14 protein-coding genes are annotated in these 17,225 nt (G+C 59.4%); 9 read left to right on the forward strand and 5 right to left on the reverse strand.

Translation table 11 applies throughout. The features are described 5' to 3' along the window. Nucleotides 1-41: 41 nt before the first annotated feature. Nucleotides 42-1,250 carry an ammonium transporter gene (locus PspS04_RS19455; protein WP_159997267.1) on the reverse strand — a complete coding sequence of 403 codons (1,209 nt, stop codon included), beginning with the start codon at nt 1,248-1,250 and terminating at the stop codon, nt 42-44. A gap of 324 nt (nt 1,251-1,574) precedes the next feature. On the opposite strand from PspS04_RS19455, the gene PspS04_RS19460 reads away from it, so the two are divergent. The 8 genes from PspS04_RS19460 (at nt 1,575) to PspS04_RS19495 (ending at nt 12,317) form a co-directional block, all read left to right on the forward strand. Beyond that, nucleotides 1,575-1,889, forward strand: coding sequence for a DUF883 family protein (locus tag PspS04_RS19460; RefSeq protein WP_095168156.1), 315 nt, complete (start codon nt 1,575-1,577; stop codon nt 1,887-1,889). 1 nt (nt 1,890) lies between these two features. Beyond that, a complete protein-coding gene (locus PspS04_RS19465; RefSeq protein WP_095168154.1) occupies nt 1,891-2,280 on the forward strand; it encodes a phage holin family protein in 390 nt (129 codons plus the stop codon). Further along, entirely contained in the window at nt 2,277-2,618 is a 342-nt protein-coding gene (locus PspS04_RS19470; protein ID WP_095168152.1) for a hypothetical protein, read from the forward strand. The genes PspS04_RS19465 and PspS04_RS19470 overlap by 4 nt, the downstream gene beginning before the upstream one ends. 116 nt (nt 2,619-2,734) lie before the next feature. Continuing rightward, nucleotides 2,735-4,066, forward strand: a complete 1,332-nt coding sequence (locus tag PspS04_RS19475) for a deoxyguanosinetriphosphate triphosphohydrolase (protein ID WP_095168150.1) — start codon at nt 2,735-2,737, stop codon at nt 4,064-4,066. Nucleotides 4,067-4,327: 261 nt separating this feature from the next. Beyond that, nucleotides 4,328-4,726 (forward strand): response regulator, encoded by a 399-nt coding sequence (locus PspS04_RS19480; RefSeq protein ID WP_159997269.1) that lies wholly within the window; start codon nt 4,328-4,330, stop codon nt 4,724-4,726. Between the two features lie 249 nt (nt 4,727-4,975). Next, nucleotides 4,976-5,602, forward strand: a complete 627-nt coding sequence (locus PspS04_RS19485) for a response regulator transcription factor (RefSeq protein WP_159997271.1) — start codon at nt 4,976-4,978, stop codon at nt 5,600-5,602. A gap of 8 nt (nt 5,603-5,610) precedes the next feature. Continuing rightward, nucleotides 5,611-9,237 (forward strand): transporter substrate-binding domain-containing protein, encoded by a 3,627-nt coding sequence (locus PspS04_RS19490; protein WP_159997273.1) that lies wholly within the window; start codon nt 5,611-5,613, stop codon nt 9,235-9,237. Nucleotides 9,238-9,368: 131 nt separating this feature from the next. Then, entirely contained in the window at nt 9,369-12,317 is a 2,949-nt protein-coding gene (locus tag PspS04_RS19495) for an HD domain-containing phosphohydrolase (RefSeq protein ID WP_159997275.1), read from the forward strand. Here the strand turns inward: PspS04_RS19495 and PspS04_RS19500 are convergent, their stop codons facing one another. Continuing rightward, nucleotides 12,318-12,800 (reverse strand): GAF domain-containing protein, encoded by a 483-nt coding sequence (locus tag PspS04_RS19500; RefSeq protein ID WP_095168141.1) that lies wholly within the window; start codon nt 12,798-12,800, stop codon nt 12,318-12,320. It lies immediately after the preceding gene. Further along, the gene (locus PspS04_RS19505) at nt 12,797-13,687 is read right to left on the reverse strand and encodes an ATP-binding protein (RefSeq protein WP_095168139.1); all 891 of its coding nucleotides are present in this window, start codon (nt 13,685-13,687) and stop codon (nt 12,797-12,799) included. The genes PspS04_RS19500 and PspS04_RS19505 overlap by 4 nt, the downstream gene beginning before the upstream one ends. Nucleotides 13,688-13,851: 164 nt before the next feature. Here PspS04_RS19505 and PspS04_RS19510 point away from each other — a divergent pair, with 164 nt between their 5' ends. Continuing rightward, entirely contained in the window at nt 13,852-16,173 is a 2,322-nt protein-coding gene (locus PspS04_RS19510) for a hybrid sensor histidine kinase/response regulator (protein WP_159998886.1), read from the forward strand. Here PspS04_RS19510 and PspS04_RS19515 read toward each other — a convergent pair. Together PspS04_RS19515 and PspS04_RS19520 are read right to left on the reverse strand one after the other, a co-directional pair. Continuing rightward, a complete protein-coding gene (locus tag PspS04_RS19515; protein WP_159997277.1) occupies nt 16,157-16,618 on the reverse strand; it encodes a MarR family winged helix-turn-helix transcriptional regulator in 462 nt (153 codons plus the stop codon). The genes PspS04_RS19510 and PspS04_RS19515 overlap by 17 nt on opposite strands. After that, nucleotides 16,615-17,100, reverse strand: coding sequence for a glutathione peroxidase (locus tag PspS04_RS19520; RefSeq protein WP_095168133.1), 486 nt, complete (start codon nt 17,098-17,100; stop codon nt 16,615-16,617). The genes PspS04_RS19515 and PspS04_RS19520 overlap by 4 nt, the downstream gene beginning before the upstream one ends. Nucleotides 17,101-17,225: the final 125 nt, after the last annotated feature.

A 17,225-nucleotide genomic window follows, 5' to 3' on the forward strand; every position in this document is an offset into this window, starting at 1 on the left:
AGGCTGGCCACCAAAAACCGTCGAGCACGGGGCGGCCACCATCAGTCCTGACTGACCGCGCCGATCTTGTGGATCGACAGGTCAGCGCCGTAGTACTCCTCTTCCTGGCTCAGGCGCAGTCCGTGCAGGCGCTTGATCACGCCGTATACCAACAGTCCGCCGAGTAACGCGATGACAATGCCCAACGCAGTGCCGATCAATTGACTGATCAGGCTGACGCCACCCAGGCCGCCCAATGCTGTCTGGCCGAAAATCCCACAGGCGATGCCGCCCCAGGCCCCGCATAGGCCATGCAGTGGCCAGACACCGAGTACGTCGTCGATCTTCCATTGGTTTTGCGCTGCGATAAAACACCAGACAAACAGGGCGCCGGCAATGACCCCCGTGACCAACGCACCCACCGGGTGCATCAGGTCGGAGCCGGCACAGATGGCCACCAGACCGGCCAACGGTCCGTTGTGCAGGAAGCCGGGATCGTTACGACCGACAATCAGGGCCGCCATGGTGCCGCCGACCATCGCCATCAACGAGTTGACCGCTACCAGGCCACTGACCCCTTGCAGCGTTTGTGCACTCATGACGTTAAAGCCGAACCAGCCAACGATCAGTATCCACGAGCCAAGGGCCAGGAACGGAATGCTCGACGGCGCAAACGCCACCAGTCGCCCCTCGCGGTATCGCCCGTTACGTGGCCCAAGCAGCAGCACTGCCGCCAGGGCCAGCCAGCCCCCCATGGCATGCACCACCACGGAGCCCGCGAAGTCATGGAAGCTGGCGCCAAACTGTTCCAGCAACCAGGCCTGCAGGCCAAGATTGCCGTTCCAGACCATGCCTTCGAAAAATGGGTAGATAAACGCCACGATCAACGCCGTCGCGCACAGTTGCGGAACGAAGCGCGCCCGCTCGGCGATCCCTCCCGAAATAATCGCTGGAATGGCGGCGGCAAAGGTCAGCAGGAAGAAAAACTTCACCAGGCCATACCCGTGATCGGCGCTGAGCACGGCGGCCGGTTGCAGGAAATTGACCCCGTAGGAAATCCAGTAGCCTATAAAGAAGTAGGCCAGTGTCGAGACCGCAAAGTCGCTGAGGATCTTCGACAGGGCATTGACCTGATTCTTTTGGCGAACCGTACCCACTTCAAGAAAGGCAAAACCGGCATGCATGGCCAGGACCATCACCGCGCCAATCAGGATGAACAGGGTATTGGAGCTATGGACCAGGGTGGCCACTGCACTTTGCACATTTTCCATGGGATTGGCAGACCTTCAAACCGCAAATAGCACCAAAGCAGTTCGTCGAGCCTGTGCGCGCACCAAGTTGATACTTTCCCTGGTCTCAACCCGGTTTGACGGTGAACCGTTTTGGCGCAAAGACTTCAACGCGATCAATCATTGCTTCGATGTTGCCGCGAGTTTCTATTATTTGAGTTAAGGTTTTCGCCAGGCATGCCCGTTTCAGGACAATCGAAGCGCCCGGCGCACCAGGACATAGCAAAAGCTGTACCAGTCATTTGCACTGAACCTTAGTGCAAGGCCCATACTCGAACCTTTGACACGCCACTTATGGAGATCACCATGGCCAGCAAAACAGCAAAGACTGCTCAAGAAATCCTGATGGATGATTTTCAGACTCTGGTCAGCGACACCGAACGTTTGCTCGAGCACACCGCGACCCTGGCTGGCGATCAAGCCGACGAATTGCGTGACCAGATTCATCAGAGCCTGTTGCGTGCCCGTGAAACCCTGCAATTGACCCAGGACTCCCTGACCGAACGCGGCAAGGCCGCCGTGACGGCCACCGAAGACTACGTCCAGGCCAACCCTTGGCAGTCCGTAGGGATCGCCGCCGGTGTCGGCTTCCTGATCGGCCTGCTGGCGACACGGCGCTGATATGGCTATCGGTGAATCCGGCTCGTCCGAGACTGGTACTGGCTCCTCGCCGCGACGCCTGGGCGCCGCTTTTCTGGGATTGCTGCACAGCCACGTAGAGCTGTTCGGCATCGAATTGCAGGAACAGAAAGCCCGAACAGTCAGCCTGTTGCTGTTTGCCGGCCTGGCCCTGGTGTTCGCCCTGCTGTTGCTGGTGGGCATTTCGGCACTGGTGATGATTCTGCTCTGGGACACTTACCGCCTGACCGCGATCATTGGCCTGTGCGTGTTCTATGCGGCCGCCGCGCTGTTTTGCGGGATGCGCCTGAAAGCGGCAATTTTCGATGAGTCCTCGCCATTCCACGCGACCCTCGAAGAGCTGGCCAATGACCGGGAGCGCCTGCTGCCATGAACCTGCCTGAAATCCCCAAGAACAGTACCCGCAAGGAAATGCGCAAGGCCCTGCTGCGCCTGCGCATGGAAATGCATCGCCAGGAAATCCGTCACGAGTCGCAACAATTGTTGCAGCCGCTGCAGCGTGTACGGGGCATGGGCCAGAGCTTCCAAGACGGCCTGGGCATCAAGCATGCCCCGCTGTGGGGCGTGGCTGCAGTCACCCTGCTCGGATTTCTGACGGGCAAGGGCGCCAAGGGCGGCGGCATACGCAGTGCCACCCGCCTAGTCAGATTGGGCACTACGCTGCTGCCACTGATTCGTATGGTGCTACAGGGCAGCTCACGCAAGGACTGATCGACACATCATTGTCAGCCCGACCGAAGCTCTTGCCCGAGAGCTTCGGTCGGGCTTGCAGCCTGGCGCTTGAACCGGGAAGCTAGCGCATCAGTTCCCTGACGGAGAGATCAGCCTTGGATTGGCAGACCCTGCTTAACCGTGAACGCCTCGGCAAACCTGTGCACAGTCCGGAAGAACTTGGCCGCAGCCCTTTCCACAAAGATCATGACCGGGTGATTTTCTCCGGGGCCTTCCGTCGCCTGGGCCGCAAGACCCAGGTCCACCCGGTTCACAGCAACGATCACATCCACACGCGCCTGACCCATTCGCTGGAAGTCAGCTGCGTGGGGCGTTCGCTGGGCATGCGCGTCGGTGAAACCATTCGCAGTGCCCTACCCGACTGGTGCGAGCCCAGTGACTTGGGGATGGTGGTGCAATCGGCCTGTCTGGCTCATGACATTGGCAATCCACCCTTTGGCCACTCCGGCGAAGACGCCATTCGCTACTGGTTCCAGCAAGCCGCGAACAAAGGCTGGCTGGATGCAATGAGTGAAGTGGAACGTAACGACTTCCTCAACTTCGAGGGCAATGCGCAAGGCTTCCGAGTGCTGACTCAACTGGAGTATCACCAGTTCGATGGCGGCACCCGACTGACCTACGCCACCCTTGGCACCTACCTCAAGTACCCCTGGACCGCACGACACGCCGACTCACTGGGCTACAAGAAACACAAGTTCGGCTGCTATCAGAGCGAACTGCCCCTGCTCGAACAGATCGCCCAGAAGCTCGGCCTGCCGCAACTGGAGGAACAACGCTGGGCCCGCCATCCCCTGGTCTACCTGATGGAGGCTGCGGATGACATCTGCTACGCCTTGATCGACCTGGAGGACGGCCTGGAAATGGAGCTGCTGGAATATGCCGAGGTCGAATCGCTGTTGCTCGGACTGGTGGGCGATGACCTGCCGGAAACCTACCGCCAGCTTGGCCCCTCTGACTCACGCCGGCGCAAGCTGGCGATTTTGCGCGGCAAGGCCATTGAACACCTGACCAACGCCGCGGCGCGGGCCTTCGTCGAGCAACAGGACGCCCTGCTGGCGGGCACGCTGCAAGGTGACCTGGTAGAGCACATGCATGGCCCGGCCAAACGTTGCGTATTGAATGCCAAGGACATGGCCCGCAAGAAAATCTTCCAGGATAAACGCAAGACCCTGCATGAAATCGGCGCCTACACCACGCTGGAAATACTCTTGAACGGCTTCTGTGGCGCGGCGCTGGAGCAACACGGCGGCGGTACGGCCTCATTCAAGAACCGTCGCATTCTCGATCTGCTAGGTAATAACGCACCCGATCCACACGGTCCGCTACATGCCTCGTTTCTACGCATGATCGACTTTATAGCCGGCATGACCGACAGCTATGCCAGCGAAATGGCCATGGAGATGACCGGACGCTCCAGCCGACCGTGACCCATGCACCCGTCGCGCCACCTCTTTGGGCCGCGACGGGTGCTTACAGTCCTCGGCGCCTCCCAGGAATCATCCTACAGTTAGCGTCGAATTGAATGACGACGAGAGTATCGGTACACATACAACTTCGCTTCTATGCTGAACACTATGATCAAAAATCAATACAGCGGTAGATATCCAGCAACAGAAAAAAGATAATCCATCTCCTATTAAAGCTAACGCCGACACTCCCAAGGCCAATCTCTCTTCCAGGAAAGCCAAATGTTAACTTACAACTTACGCATCCTGCTGGTTGAAGACCACCCCTTTCAACTCAGGGCAACACTTTGCTTGCTTAACAGTTACGGCTTCACCCAAGTCACTACCGCCGACACTGCCGACAATGCACTACAAAAGATGAATCTGGCACATCAACCTTTTGAACTGCTACTCTGCGACCAATGCCTTCCAGATCTTCCCGGCCTGGAACTGATTGGCATTGCGAGCCTGCAGGGACTAATACAACAAGCCATTCTCCTGAGCAGCCTTGACAGCCTCGAATTAAACACTTTGAAAAAAGCCGCTGATGAACATCGACTACCCTTACTCGGTTATCTGGCAAAGCCGCTGAAAAAAACCGAGCTTATAAACCTGCTGATGTCAGAGCAGCGTAATCGCTGAGCATCGTCACTACTGCCCCCCAGAGTCTCCCACCCAATTACAAGCGTCCTTCCCGTTACAACTTACAAGTTTAAACATAGGCTTTCGACAGCAGACTTCCTCCTGATATTCCTTCCTACTGCGTAATCCCTAGCCTTCTCTTATGTAGGACTCGTCCTATATTGCACTCCTGCCCCCCTCGGTTCATACGTCGCTACTGCTATCTGAGCTAAGGTGCTCGCTTTATTTGCGCACGTATGGGACTTGATTATGAACACCGTTTTTATTGTCGACGATCACCCCGTCATTCGTCTCGCCGTTCGTATGTTGCTGGAACATGAAGGTTACAAAGTCGTCGGGGAATCGGATAACGGCGTCGATGCCATGCAAATGGTTCGCGAATGCATGCCTGATCTGATTATTCTCGATATCAGCATCCCAAAACTGGATGGCCTGGAAGTTCTTTCGCGCTTCAACAGCATGAATACGCCCCTGAAAACCCTGGTACTGACCGCACAGAGCCCGGAACTTTTCGCCATTCGCTGCATGCAATCCGGTGCATGCGGGTACGTCTGCAAACAGGAAGACCTGAGTGAGTTGGTAAGCGCCATCAACGCCGTTTTTTCCGGCTATCACTACTTCCCCAGCCAGGCATTGAGCCCCTCGCGCAGCAATGATGAACTGAACGCCGAACTCGACTTGTTCCGTTCCGTCAATGACCGCGAACTGATGGTCCTGCAATTGTTTGCCCAAGGTCGCAGCAACAAGGAAATTGCCAAAGGGATGTTTCTCAGCAACAAGACTGTCAGCACCTACAAAAAAAGGCTCATGCAAAAGCTCAAGGCACAATCTCTGGTGGAACTCATCGAAATGGCAAAACGCAACGCTTTAGTGTGAGAGACAGGATGCCCAGTTCTTTAAAGGACTATTTGTTGTATTTAAGTGTCGGACTTTGCCTGAGTGCCTCTGCCTGCATGGCAGACCCAGAAATCGGTAATTACTCGCTGCTCAGTCGCTCGACGACCAAACCCATGGACGTTGAGTTGGATCTATCACAGCGCCAGTGGGTACAAGACCGACCCGGACTGGTCCTGGGGACTTCGGCACCCGACTATCCACCATTCGACCTGACGATCCGGGGCCAGGACTATGAAGGATTCACCGCAGATTACGCGGGTATCATCGGCAGCACCCTGGGCCTGCCTATCCAGATCCGGCGCTACCCTTCCCGAGAAGCCGCCATCCAGGCACTGGAAAACGGCGATGTAGACCTGCTGGGCACGGCCAACGGCTATGAAGCCAGGAAATCGAACATCGCGCTGTCGATCCCCTACGCCATAGACCAACCGGTCCTGGTCACCCGGGAGACCGAAACCCGCTCGCTGACCGAGGGCCTGGCCGGCATGCGCTTGAGCATGGTCTACCACTACCTGCCTCTGGAAGAGGTAACGGCCCTGTACCCCAACGCCATCATTACACCCTACCCGTCCTTTCAGAATGCGATCAATGCCGTGGCCTTCGATCAGGCTGACGTATTTCTTGGCGATACAATTTCCACTCACTTCACGATCAACAAGGGCTATCTGAAAAACGTCAGGATGGCCAACTTCGGTAAACACGAGGCCTATGGTTTCAGCTTTGCCGTCAAGCAGGACAACCAGGAGTTGTTGAACCTCATCAACACGGTCCTGGCAAGGGTGCCGGCCCGTGAGCGAGAAGACATCGCCAAACGCTGGAGCGCCGGCAGTGACATCCTGCTGACTGACCGCAAACTGCAGTTGAGCAATCGTGAAGAACGCTGGCTGGCGCAACATCCAGTGGTGCGAGTGGCCGTCAACGATGGTTTTGCGCCGCTGACCTTCTTTGATTCCGATGGCAACCTGCGGGGGATCACCGCCGACCTGCTGGAGCTCATCAGGTTGCGGACGGGATTGCGTTTCGAGCTTCATCGCAGCCCAAGCGAACGCGCCATGCTCAACCTGATTGAGGAGGACCGCGTCGACCTGATTGCCGCCATTGCCCCCAGTGTCGAGCGCGAGACACGCCTGAGCTTCACCCGCCCCTACCTGGAAAGCTCCTATGTACTGCTGAGCAGCAAGAGCCCCGGCAGCCCGACGGATCTCGAGCAACTGCGTGGCAAGAGCCTGGCAATCACCGAAAACAATCCATTGCGTGATTACCTGCAACGCGAACACCCGGGTATCCACCTGGTGCAAACGCAGGACGCCTTCAGCGCCGTGGAGTTGCTTGCCAAGGGCCAGGTCCAGGGCGCGGTTGAATCCCTGATCATCGCCAACTACTTCATCGCCGCGCAGTTGTTCGAGGACCAACTACAGATCAGCGCAACGGTCGGCACACAGCAAGCCGCAGTTTCCCTGGCCACCGCCCGTGGTGCGATTGAGTTGAGTACTATCCTCGACAAGGCCCTGCTGAGTATCGCCCCGGACGAACTGGGGATCATCAACAGCCGCTGGCGTGGCTACATGGGTCCGGCCAGTGGCACCTGGCGCAACTACCAGCGCCAGCTATACCAACTGGTGGTCGGCAGCAGCCTGGTACTGCTCATGCTCCTGGCCTGGAACGCCCACATGCGTCGCCAGATCAAACAGCGGCAAAAGGTTGAGCGCGCCCTCAATGACCAGCTCGAGTTCATGCACACGCTGGTCAATGGCACGCCCCACCCCATCTACGTGCGCGACCGCCAGGGGGTGCTGAAAAGTTGCAATGACAGCTATCTGGAAACCTTCTGCGCCAAACGCGAGGAGGTGATCGGCAAAACCGTCATGCAAGGCTCCATGAGCAACGCCTTTGAAGCCGGGGAATACCAGGCGGACTATCAGCGAGTGATGGCCGAGGGCGTGCCGATGCTGCTCGATCGCACCCTGCACATCGGCAGCACAAAACTGACGATCTATCACTGGATCCTGCCCTATCGGGATTCCACGGGAGAGGTCCAGGGAATTATCGGCGGCTGGATCGACATCAGCGACAGACGCCAGCTGTTTGATGATCTCAGGTCCGCCAAAGAGCGCGCCGATGAAGCAAACCGCGCCAAGAGCACCTTCCTGGCCACCATGAGCCATGAAATCCGTACGCCGATGAACGCCGTGATCGGTATGCTCGAACTGACCCTCGAACGCGATGAACATAGCCTGCAGGATCGTCCCGCCATTGAAGTGGCCTATAACTCGGCCAAGGACCTGCTGGAGCTCATCGGTGACATTCTCGACATTGCCCGAATCGAATCCGGCCGCCTGAGCCTGGCGCCCGAACGGGTCAATCTCGGCGTCACCCTGGAAGCGGTGATACGGGTCTTTGACGGACTCGCGCGGCAGAAGAAACTGACGCTGAGCCTCGACTTTCCCGACGCGGCGGCGCAGCCGGATGTGCTGACCGACCCTCTGCGCCTGAAACAGATTCTGTCCAACCTGATCAGCAATGCCATCAAGTTTACTGAGCAGGGAAAAGTCAGCATCAAGGTCCGGTTGTTGACGGTCGAGGGCGCCGACCAGCAGCAGATGGTCATGCACATCATCGATACGGGGGTCGGCATCAGTGCGGACGACCAGCGCCTGTTGTTCGAACCCTTCGCCCAGGCGCAGAACACCAGCCAAATGGCCAGGAGCGGAGCCGGCCTGGGTCTGGTGATCTGCCGCAGCCTGTGCGAAATGATGGGCGGCGACCTGCAACTGAGCAGCCAACCGGGAGTCGGCACCGAGATCCGGGTTGACCTGCCCATGACGCCGCTGCCAGACGCCACTGTGCAGGAGCCACTGCCGGCGCTGGTCGCACCTGGCCAGACCTGCTTAAACGTGCTGGTGGTCGACGATCATCCGGCAAATCGGCTGCTGATGAGCCAGCAACTGGGGTTCCTGGGGCATCGTTGGGTCACGGCGAACGACGGTGCGCAAGGATTGGCGGCCTGGCAAGAGGGTCATTTCGACCTGGTGATCGCCGACTGCAACATGCCGGTGATGAATGGCTACGAACTGGCGCGGGCCATCCGCAGGATCGAACACGATGAACAACGCCCACCGTGTACGGTGCTCGGCTTTACTGCCAACGCCCAGCCAGAGGAAAAACCTCGATGTCGCCAGGCGGGAATGAACGATTGCCTGTTCAAGCCCATCAGCCTGGCGACACTCAGCCAATGCCTGGAGACCCTGCGTCCTCTCACCGAGGAACCGGCCTTCAGCCTGCAGAGCCTGCAAGCACTGACCGGTGGCGACCCCGTACTGGTGCAGCGCCTGCTCACCGAGTTGCTCAACAGCAACCGCCTCGATCGCCAAGAACTGCTCGACTTGTCGCCGGCCAGCGGGCGCGAGGGATTCATCGATATCGCCCACAAAATCAAAGGCGCGGCCCGCATCGTCCAGGCCACCAGACTGATGGACAGCTGTGAGGCACTTGAGCGGATGTGCCACGAAGCGTTCACCGAGGCCAGGCTGGCGACCTGCACCGAGGCGATACAGCAGGCCATGCTGGAACTGGAGCAGGCACTGCAACGAGAGATTGCTCAATCTTCGACCTGACATCTCCCGGGCCACAGTTTGAACCCTGCTGGCCCTGGCGCTCGGACAGCCTCAAGGATTCACAGCAGACCGTTGTGCCATTAACTATGCTTGTTGGCTGAGCCGTGCGTATCGACTATGGAGAGCCTGCAATGCCCAGCCCACCGCGCCCGGACAAACGCCGATTGCCGCTGCACGTGCATATCAGCGTGATGTTCACCCTGTTGCTGCTGTTCACGGGCGTTGTGCTGGGTATTTTCAATTATCGACAAACCACCGAGATCATCCTCTCCAGCAGTGAGAAGCTGTTCGAACGCATAGACCAGGACGTGCGCAGGGACCTGCAAACCACCTACCAGCCCATTCGACGATTGCTCAGCCTGTTGGCAGAAAGCGACGCGATACAGGGAACGGATCTGGCGCACCGGCTGCCCCTGCTCAAACCCTTCAGCCAATCCCTCAGGGACAATAACGAGCTGGCATCGCTGTACGTCGGTTATGCCGATGGCGATTTTTTCATGGTCCGCCCATTACGCAGCGATGCCCTGAAAAAAACCCTGCAGGCGCCTGATGCAGCCGCCTTTCAGGTCTGGAGCATCGATCGTGACATCCTCACCGGGCAAACCCGCTCACAATCACTGTTCTATGACGCGACACTGAACCAGATCGGGCGCCTGGATAATCCGCAGGAGGCCTATGACCCTCGCACCCGGGCCTGGTTCGACCGGGCCAACAGCAGCGAAGAACAGATCACCACTGAACCCTACATCTTCTTTTCGACCCACAACATCGGCACGACGCTCGCCCGCCACAGCGGCCCCAATGCCGTGGTGGGCGCCGACCTGACCCTGGCCCAGCTGTCCGCCACCCTGGCCAAGCACCAGGTAACACCCGGCACCGAAGTCGTGCTGTTCGATGGCGACGGCAATGCCGTCGCCTACCCCGACAGTAGCAAGCTGATCATCGATGATCAAAAGGCCCACCTGGCCAAGGTCAAGGACTTGAGCCCGGCCCTGGCAGCCCTGTTTATGCACCCGGCCAGTGGCAATCGCCTGGAGGTCGGCAACCGCCAATGGATCTTTGCTCGCAGCAGCATCCAGGAAGGTGGCCCGCGGGGACTGAACCTGGCAGTGATGGTTCCCGAAGAGGAGTTGCTGGTCGATGCCTATCGAATGCGCTGGCAGGGCGCCCTACTGACCCTGGCCATCTTGTTACTGTGTGTGCCACTGGGCTGGCTGACCTCCCGTATCCTGGTCAAGCCATTACGGGCACTGGTGCAGGAAGCCGACGCGATTCGCAGTTTTGATTTCAACTACCCGGTTGCACGCCGCTCGCCGGTGTTGGAAGTCGACCAACTCAGCGTCTCCATGGCGCGCATGAAAGCGACCCTGGCCAGCTTCTTTGAAATCACCGACAGCCTATCGGCGGAAACCCGCTTCGAGCCGCTGCTGCTTCGAGTCCTGGCGGAAACCGTGAAGATAGGCCAGGCCCAGGCGGGACTGATATACCTGCGGGAAAATGAAGGCAACCGCCTCCAGCCCCATGGCTTGTTCATCGAGGGTGAATCACGCGACCTTTCGGCATTCAACGTCAAGAGTCATGATCCTGACGACACGCAGGCCCCTGCCTGGCTGCACCCACTGGCGAGCCAGAACGCTCTGGTGACGACTCTGGGATTCGAGCAGGCAGGCGATCTGCAAAGTGTAATGCTGGCGCTGCAGTGCCCCAGCGTGCACCTGATCGGCATTCGCCTGCACAATCGCCATAACGAAACCGTCGGCGTGCTGATCCTGTTGCTGGCCGACAGCGGTGCGCAAGCGGACCTCGAAAAGCTGCGCCCTGACCGGATCGCCTTTATCCAGGCGGTCTCCGGCGCTGCAGCCGTGAGCATCGAAAGCCAGCGCCTGCAGCACAAGCAAAAACAGCTGCTGGACGCCTTCATTCAGTTGTTGGCAGGAGCGATCGATGCCAAGAGCCCCTATACCGGCGGCCACTGCCAACGGGTACCCGCCCTGACCCTGATGCTCGCCCAGGCCGCCGCCGCCAGCCGGGCCCCGGAATTCGAACGCTACAACCCCACCGACGATGAATGGGAAGCGCTGCACATTGCCGCCTGGTTGCACGACTGTGGAAAAGTCACCACACCTGAATACGTGGTCGACAAAGCCACCAAGCTTGAGACCCTCACCGACCGCCTGCATGAAATCCGCACCCGCTTCGAAGTACTCAAGCGCGATGCCTGGATCGACTACTGGCAAGGGCTCGCCCAAGGTGGCGACGGGCAGACACTGGCTGTAACGCGCGACGCCAGCCTCGCCGCCCTCGACGACGACTTTGCCTTTGTCGCCCGCAGTAACCTGGGGGGCGAGGCCATGGTCGAAGGCGACCTGCAACGGCTGCACAACATTGCCCAACGCACCTGGACCCGCACGCTGGATGACCGGCTGGGGCTGTCCTGGGAGGAGAACCGCCGCCAGGCTCGCACCCCGACTCCCGTGCTGCCGGTCAGCGAGCCGCTGCTGGCGGATAAGCCCGAACACCTGTTCGAACGCAACAGTGCCGAGCTAATGCCCGCGGACAATCCCTGGGGCTTCAAACTCGACGTTCCGCCGCACAAATACAACCGTGGCGAGCTGTACAACCTGAGCATCACCCGCGGCACGCTGACCTGCGAGGAGCGCTACATCATCAACCATCACATGGTGCAGACGATCCTGATGCTCAGCCACCTGCCCTTCCCCGGGCACTTAAGCAACGTCATGGAAATTGCCGCCGGGCATCACGAAAAAATGGACGGCACCGGCTATCCGAGACGACTCACACGGGAACAGATGAGCCTGCCGGCGCGGATGATGGCGATTGCCGATATTTTCGAAGCGCTGACTGCCGCAGACCGCCCCTACAAGAAGGCCAAGACCCTCAGTGAGGCTCTCGGCATCATGGCGTTCATGTGCCGTGATGCCCATATCGACCCGCAGCTGTTTGCCCTGTTTATCGAGGAACAGATCTATCAGCAGTACGCCGACAGATACCTCGACCCGGTACAAATCGATGCCGTGGACCGACAAAGCCTGCTCGCCAAAGCAGGCCTGGTTAGCTGATCAGCAGTCAGTCAGGCGCAGGAAGATCGCGGCCAGTTGCTCGATACCGGCCTGGTCAGCGACGCTGAAGCGCGCCAGTGACGGGCTATCCAGGTCCAGCACGCCGATCAGTCGACCGTCCTTGACCAGTGGCACCACCAACTCACTGTTCGAAGCGCTGTCACAGGCAATATGCCCGGCGAACGCATGCACATCCTCCACGCGCTGGGTGGTCAGCGTGGCCGCTGCAGCGCCACAAACACCGCGACCAAAGGGGATCCGCACGCAGGCTATCTGGCCCTGGAACGGCCCGAGCACCAACTCTTCATTGCGATTCAGGTAGAAGCCGGCCCAGTTCAGGTCATCGAGTTGATTGAACAGGAACGCCGAGAACTGCGCGGCATTGGCAATAAAATCTCGCTCATCGGCCAGCAACGACTCCAGCTGTGCGCACAGCAGGCCATAACCCTCCAGGCCTGCGCCGCTGTTTTGCAAATCAATCATGCCTGCTGCTCCAACAGTTTGAGCCCGACCCAATAGCGGGCGAACTGATAGGCGCATCGCCCGTTGCGGTTACCACGGCCAGTAGCCCAGCGCACCGCGAGGATTTCCAGCTCTTCATCCCGTTGCCAGGCCAGGCCGGCCTTGGTGGCCAACTCGCCGACCCAGTGTTCGACCACGTTGAGGAAGTGCTCCTGGGTAAACGGGTAGAACGACAGCCACAGGCCAAAACGATCCGACAGCGCGATCTTGTCCTCCACCGCCTCACTGGGGTGCAGCTCACCGTCGACCCTTTTCCAGTTCTCGTTATCGCTCTCCTTTTCCGGCACCAGGTGACGCCGGTTGGAGGTGGCATACAACAGGACATTGTCCGGGGCCTGCTCCAGCGAGCCGTCGAGCACACTCTTGAGCACCCGGTAGTCGCCCTCGCCCGCCTCGAAGGACAGATCGTCACAAAACAGCACGAAGCGTTGCGGCAGCTTGGCAACCTGCTCGACCACCCGCGGCAGGTCCGCCAGGTGATCACGCTCGATCTCGATCAAGCGCAGCCCGCCCTTGGCATGCTCGGCCAACAGCGCGCGCACCAGCGAAGACTTGCCCGTCCCTCGCGAGCCCCAGAGCAGGGCATGGTTGGCAGGCATGCCATCGAGGAACTGGCGCGTATTGCGGCCCAACTGTTCCAATTGCTTGTCGACCCCGATCAGGTCGCTCAGGCGCATATCCAGGCTGACCTCAAGTGGCAGCAGAAAACCGCTGCGTCCCTCACGCTGCCAGCGGGCAGCCAGGCATTGTGTCCAGTCGATGGCACTGCGTGGCGCTGGCAGCAGCGGCTCGATACGAGCCAGAACCGCATCAGCGCGTTCAAGAAAGGCATTCAATCGAGAGTCCACGTCTTCTCCTCAAGGCAGTTCACAGTAATGATGGGCAGACCAACCCGCTCCTGGCGCCAGACACCGTCCCGGGTCGCGAGCCAGAGCGCTGCACGCGTCGGCAAAACCCGGTAACGATCAGCTATGCTTGGCCCAGAAGGGAAACGAAAGTGGCTGCGCACCCAATGGATATCAAGTTCACCAACCGCCTGTCCTACAAGCAAGCCAAGCTCACCGTGCTGGTCGGTTTTGTCCTGGGTATGCTGCTGAGTCTGCTGCAGATAGGCATCGATTATGCCAGCGAAGATGCTTCCATCAACCGGGAAATATTGTCCCTGCTGGAAATCAGCCACAGTCCCGCCTCCCGGATCGCCTACAACATCGACGCCGAACTGGCCCAGGAGTTGACGCTTGGCCTGTTGCGCTCACCTGCGGTGATTGGCGCGCAACTGACCGACAATAACAATACCGTGCTGGCCAATGTCAAACGCGCCCCTTCGGCCAGTACCTACCGAGTGATCAGCGACTTCCTGTTTGGTGCCGATCGCCAGTTCAAGGAGCGGTTGTTCCTCGAACATCTGCCCGATGAATCCCTTGGTACCCTGGCACTGGAAGTCGATACCTACGCCTTCGGCAGCCGTTTCTTGCGTCGGGCCGAAGTCACCCTGCTCAACGGTTTCGCCCGCAGCCTGATCCTCAGCGGCATTCTCCTGGCATTATTTTATGTGATGCTGACCAAGCCGCTGGTACGGGTCATCCGCGAGCTGAGCGAGCGTGACCCGCGCATCGCCGAGCAACCACCGCTGGAATGCCCGGTGCACCATCAGAACGATGAAATCGGGGTGCTGGTCAGGGTGGCCAACCAGCAGTTCGAAAGCATGACCACGGAAATCCAGCAGCGGCGCGCCGCCGAAAATCGCCTGACTGACTACCTCGGGCAACTGGAGTCCATCGTTTCGTCGCGCACCGCCGAGCTGAAAGCGATCAATCGGCGCCTGACGGCCTCCAACGAGGAACTGCAGATCGCGCGCCAGACAGCCTTGGACATGGCGCAGGCGCGCTCGGTGTTCCTGGCCAACATGAGCCATGAAATCCGCACGCCCCTCAACGGCCTGCTGGGCATGATCGCCTTGTCCCTCGACAGCCCGTTGAATGCCGAGCAGCGCCAGCAACTGGCGATTGCCCACGACTCCGGCAAAGTGCTGGTAGAACTGCTCAACGATATTCTCGACCTGTCGAAATTCGATGCCGGCCAACTGGAACTCGAACACATTCCCTTCGACCTCGGCTCATTGATCGAAGACACCGCCAACCTGCTCTCGCAGAACGCTGCACCCAGTGTCGAGCTGACCTGCCTGATCGATCCGCAGTTTCCCGCCCAGGTGATTGGCGACCCGACACGGGTTCGGCAAATCGTCAGTAACCTGCTATCCAACGCCCTCAAATTCACTCGTTTCGGCCGGGTCGATGTGCGCCTCTGTACACGGGAGGATGGCGTCAGGATCGAAGTCTGCGACACCGGTATCGGCATCGCCCAGGATGCCCAGGTCAAGATCTTCCAACCCTTTACCCAGGCTGGCGCCGGCATTACCCGTCAGTTCGGCGGCACCGGGCTGGGGCTGGCCCTGACCTTCAACCTGTGCAACGCCATGCAGGGCCGACTGAGCATCAGTTCGGAGTCGGGTTTTGGCAGCCAGTTCTGCGCCGACCTGCCACTGCCAGCGCACACTCGCGCCACACCGCCGGCTCGCCTGCACGGCAAGGTCGTGGCCATCACGTCGGCCAGCAGTGGCCTGGCCGAGCTGTTGCGCAGCCTGTTGCCCGGATGGGGCCTGAATTACCAACAGCGCAGCCTCGATGACTCACTGCACGACCTGGACCCCGATGTACTGATTACTGACTGCCCACCCTGCCTGTTCGAATTGCGCTCGACGTTCGCCGCACCGATCTTGCTGGTGACCGCCTACGGCAACTTCATGCCCAGCGAAGAAAGCGCCGCCCTTGCTCCTCTGCAGCAACAGGCCCGGCCATTGGCGCGCAATGCGCTGTACCAGACCTTGCGTCGCGCCTTGAACATGGAAAACGTTGGGGATAGCCCAACGCCCGATCACTCGCCGTCACCTCCACGCCGGGGGCGAATCCTGTTGGTGGAAGACAACCCGGTCAATCAGCTGGTGGCCAAAGGCATGCTGAGCAAACTGGGCAGCGACGTGATTGTGGTGTCCCACGGCGCCGAGGCGCTCGACCAACTGGAACTCGGCCACTTTGACCTGGTGCTGATGGACTGCAACATGCCGGTCATGGACGGTTATGAAGCCAGCCGGCACATCCGGCGCAGCGGTCGTTGGCCGGACCTGCCGATCGTCGCCTTGACCGCCAATGCCATGCCCGAGGAACGGGAGCGCTGTCGCGCGGCCGGGATGAACGATTACCTGGCCAAGCCCTTTCGCCGCGAAGAACTGGCCGCGCTGCTGGACCTGTGGATACCGCTCAGGAAAGCCCCTTGATCTGCTCCAGCAACTGATCGAGGCCCGCGCGCAATTGCGTCAGTTGCTGCAGGTCGAAGCCGCTGTCGCACAATAATCTGGACTTCAGCGGCCCCACCTGTTCACGCAGGGCAACACCGGCTGGCGACAAGCTCAGGTGCACTTCGCGCTCGTCCCGGGCCGAGCGCTGGCGCTGGACGAACTGCATCTGCTCCAGGCGCTTGAGCAAGGGCGTCAGGGTTCCGGAATCCAGCGCCAGGCGTTCGCCCAACGCCTTGACCGTGGGTTGCTCGGGCGGCTGTTGCTGCCACTCCCATAACACCAGCATCACCAGGTACTGCGGATAGGTCAGGCCCAGGGGCTCGAGCAAGGGCTTGTAGCCCCGGATCACCGCCCTGGAGGCCGCGTACAGCTTGAAACAGAGCTGGTCATCCAGTGCCAGAGAATCAACGGACAGATCATTCATTTGAGCAGTGCTTCAATCTCGCGCGTCAGGTCTTGCGGCTTGGTCGCGGGGGCAAAACGCTTGACCAGCTTGCCGTCCTGACCGATCAGGAATTTGGTGAAGTTCCATTTGATGCCCTGAGACCCCAACACACCGGGAGCGCGCTTCTTCAACTGGACAAACAGCGGATGGGCGTCGCTGCCATTGACGTCGATCTTTTTGAACAGCGGAAAGCTGACACCGAAATTCAGTTCGCAGAACTCTGAGATTGCCCCCTCGTTGCCCGGCTCCTGCTTGCCGAACTGATTGCAGGGAAAACCGAGCACCACCAGGCCTTGATCCTTGTAGGTCTGCCACAACGCTTCCAGTCCCTTGTACTGCGGGGTAAAACCACATTTGCTGGCTGTGTTGACCACCAGCACCGCCTTGCCGGCGTAATCGGCAAGGGTCTTTTGTTCCCCTTTGATCGTGGTACACGGGATGTCGAGCAGGTTGTCGGTCATGGGACGGGCTCCGAATAATAGGCAGATACAATAAACATAGCGAGCAATTGAATTGTACGCAACTTAATTGGCCGAAAACCGACCGGGAGTACCGGCTGGCTAACGGGGTTGGCTGCCTGCACCAG

Source organism: Pseudomonas sp. S04 (assembly GCF_009834545.1).
In the GTDB taxonomy this organism is placed as follows: Bacteria; Pseudomonadota; Gammaproteobacteria; order Pseudomonadales; family Pseudomonadaceae; genus Aquipseudomonas.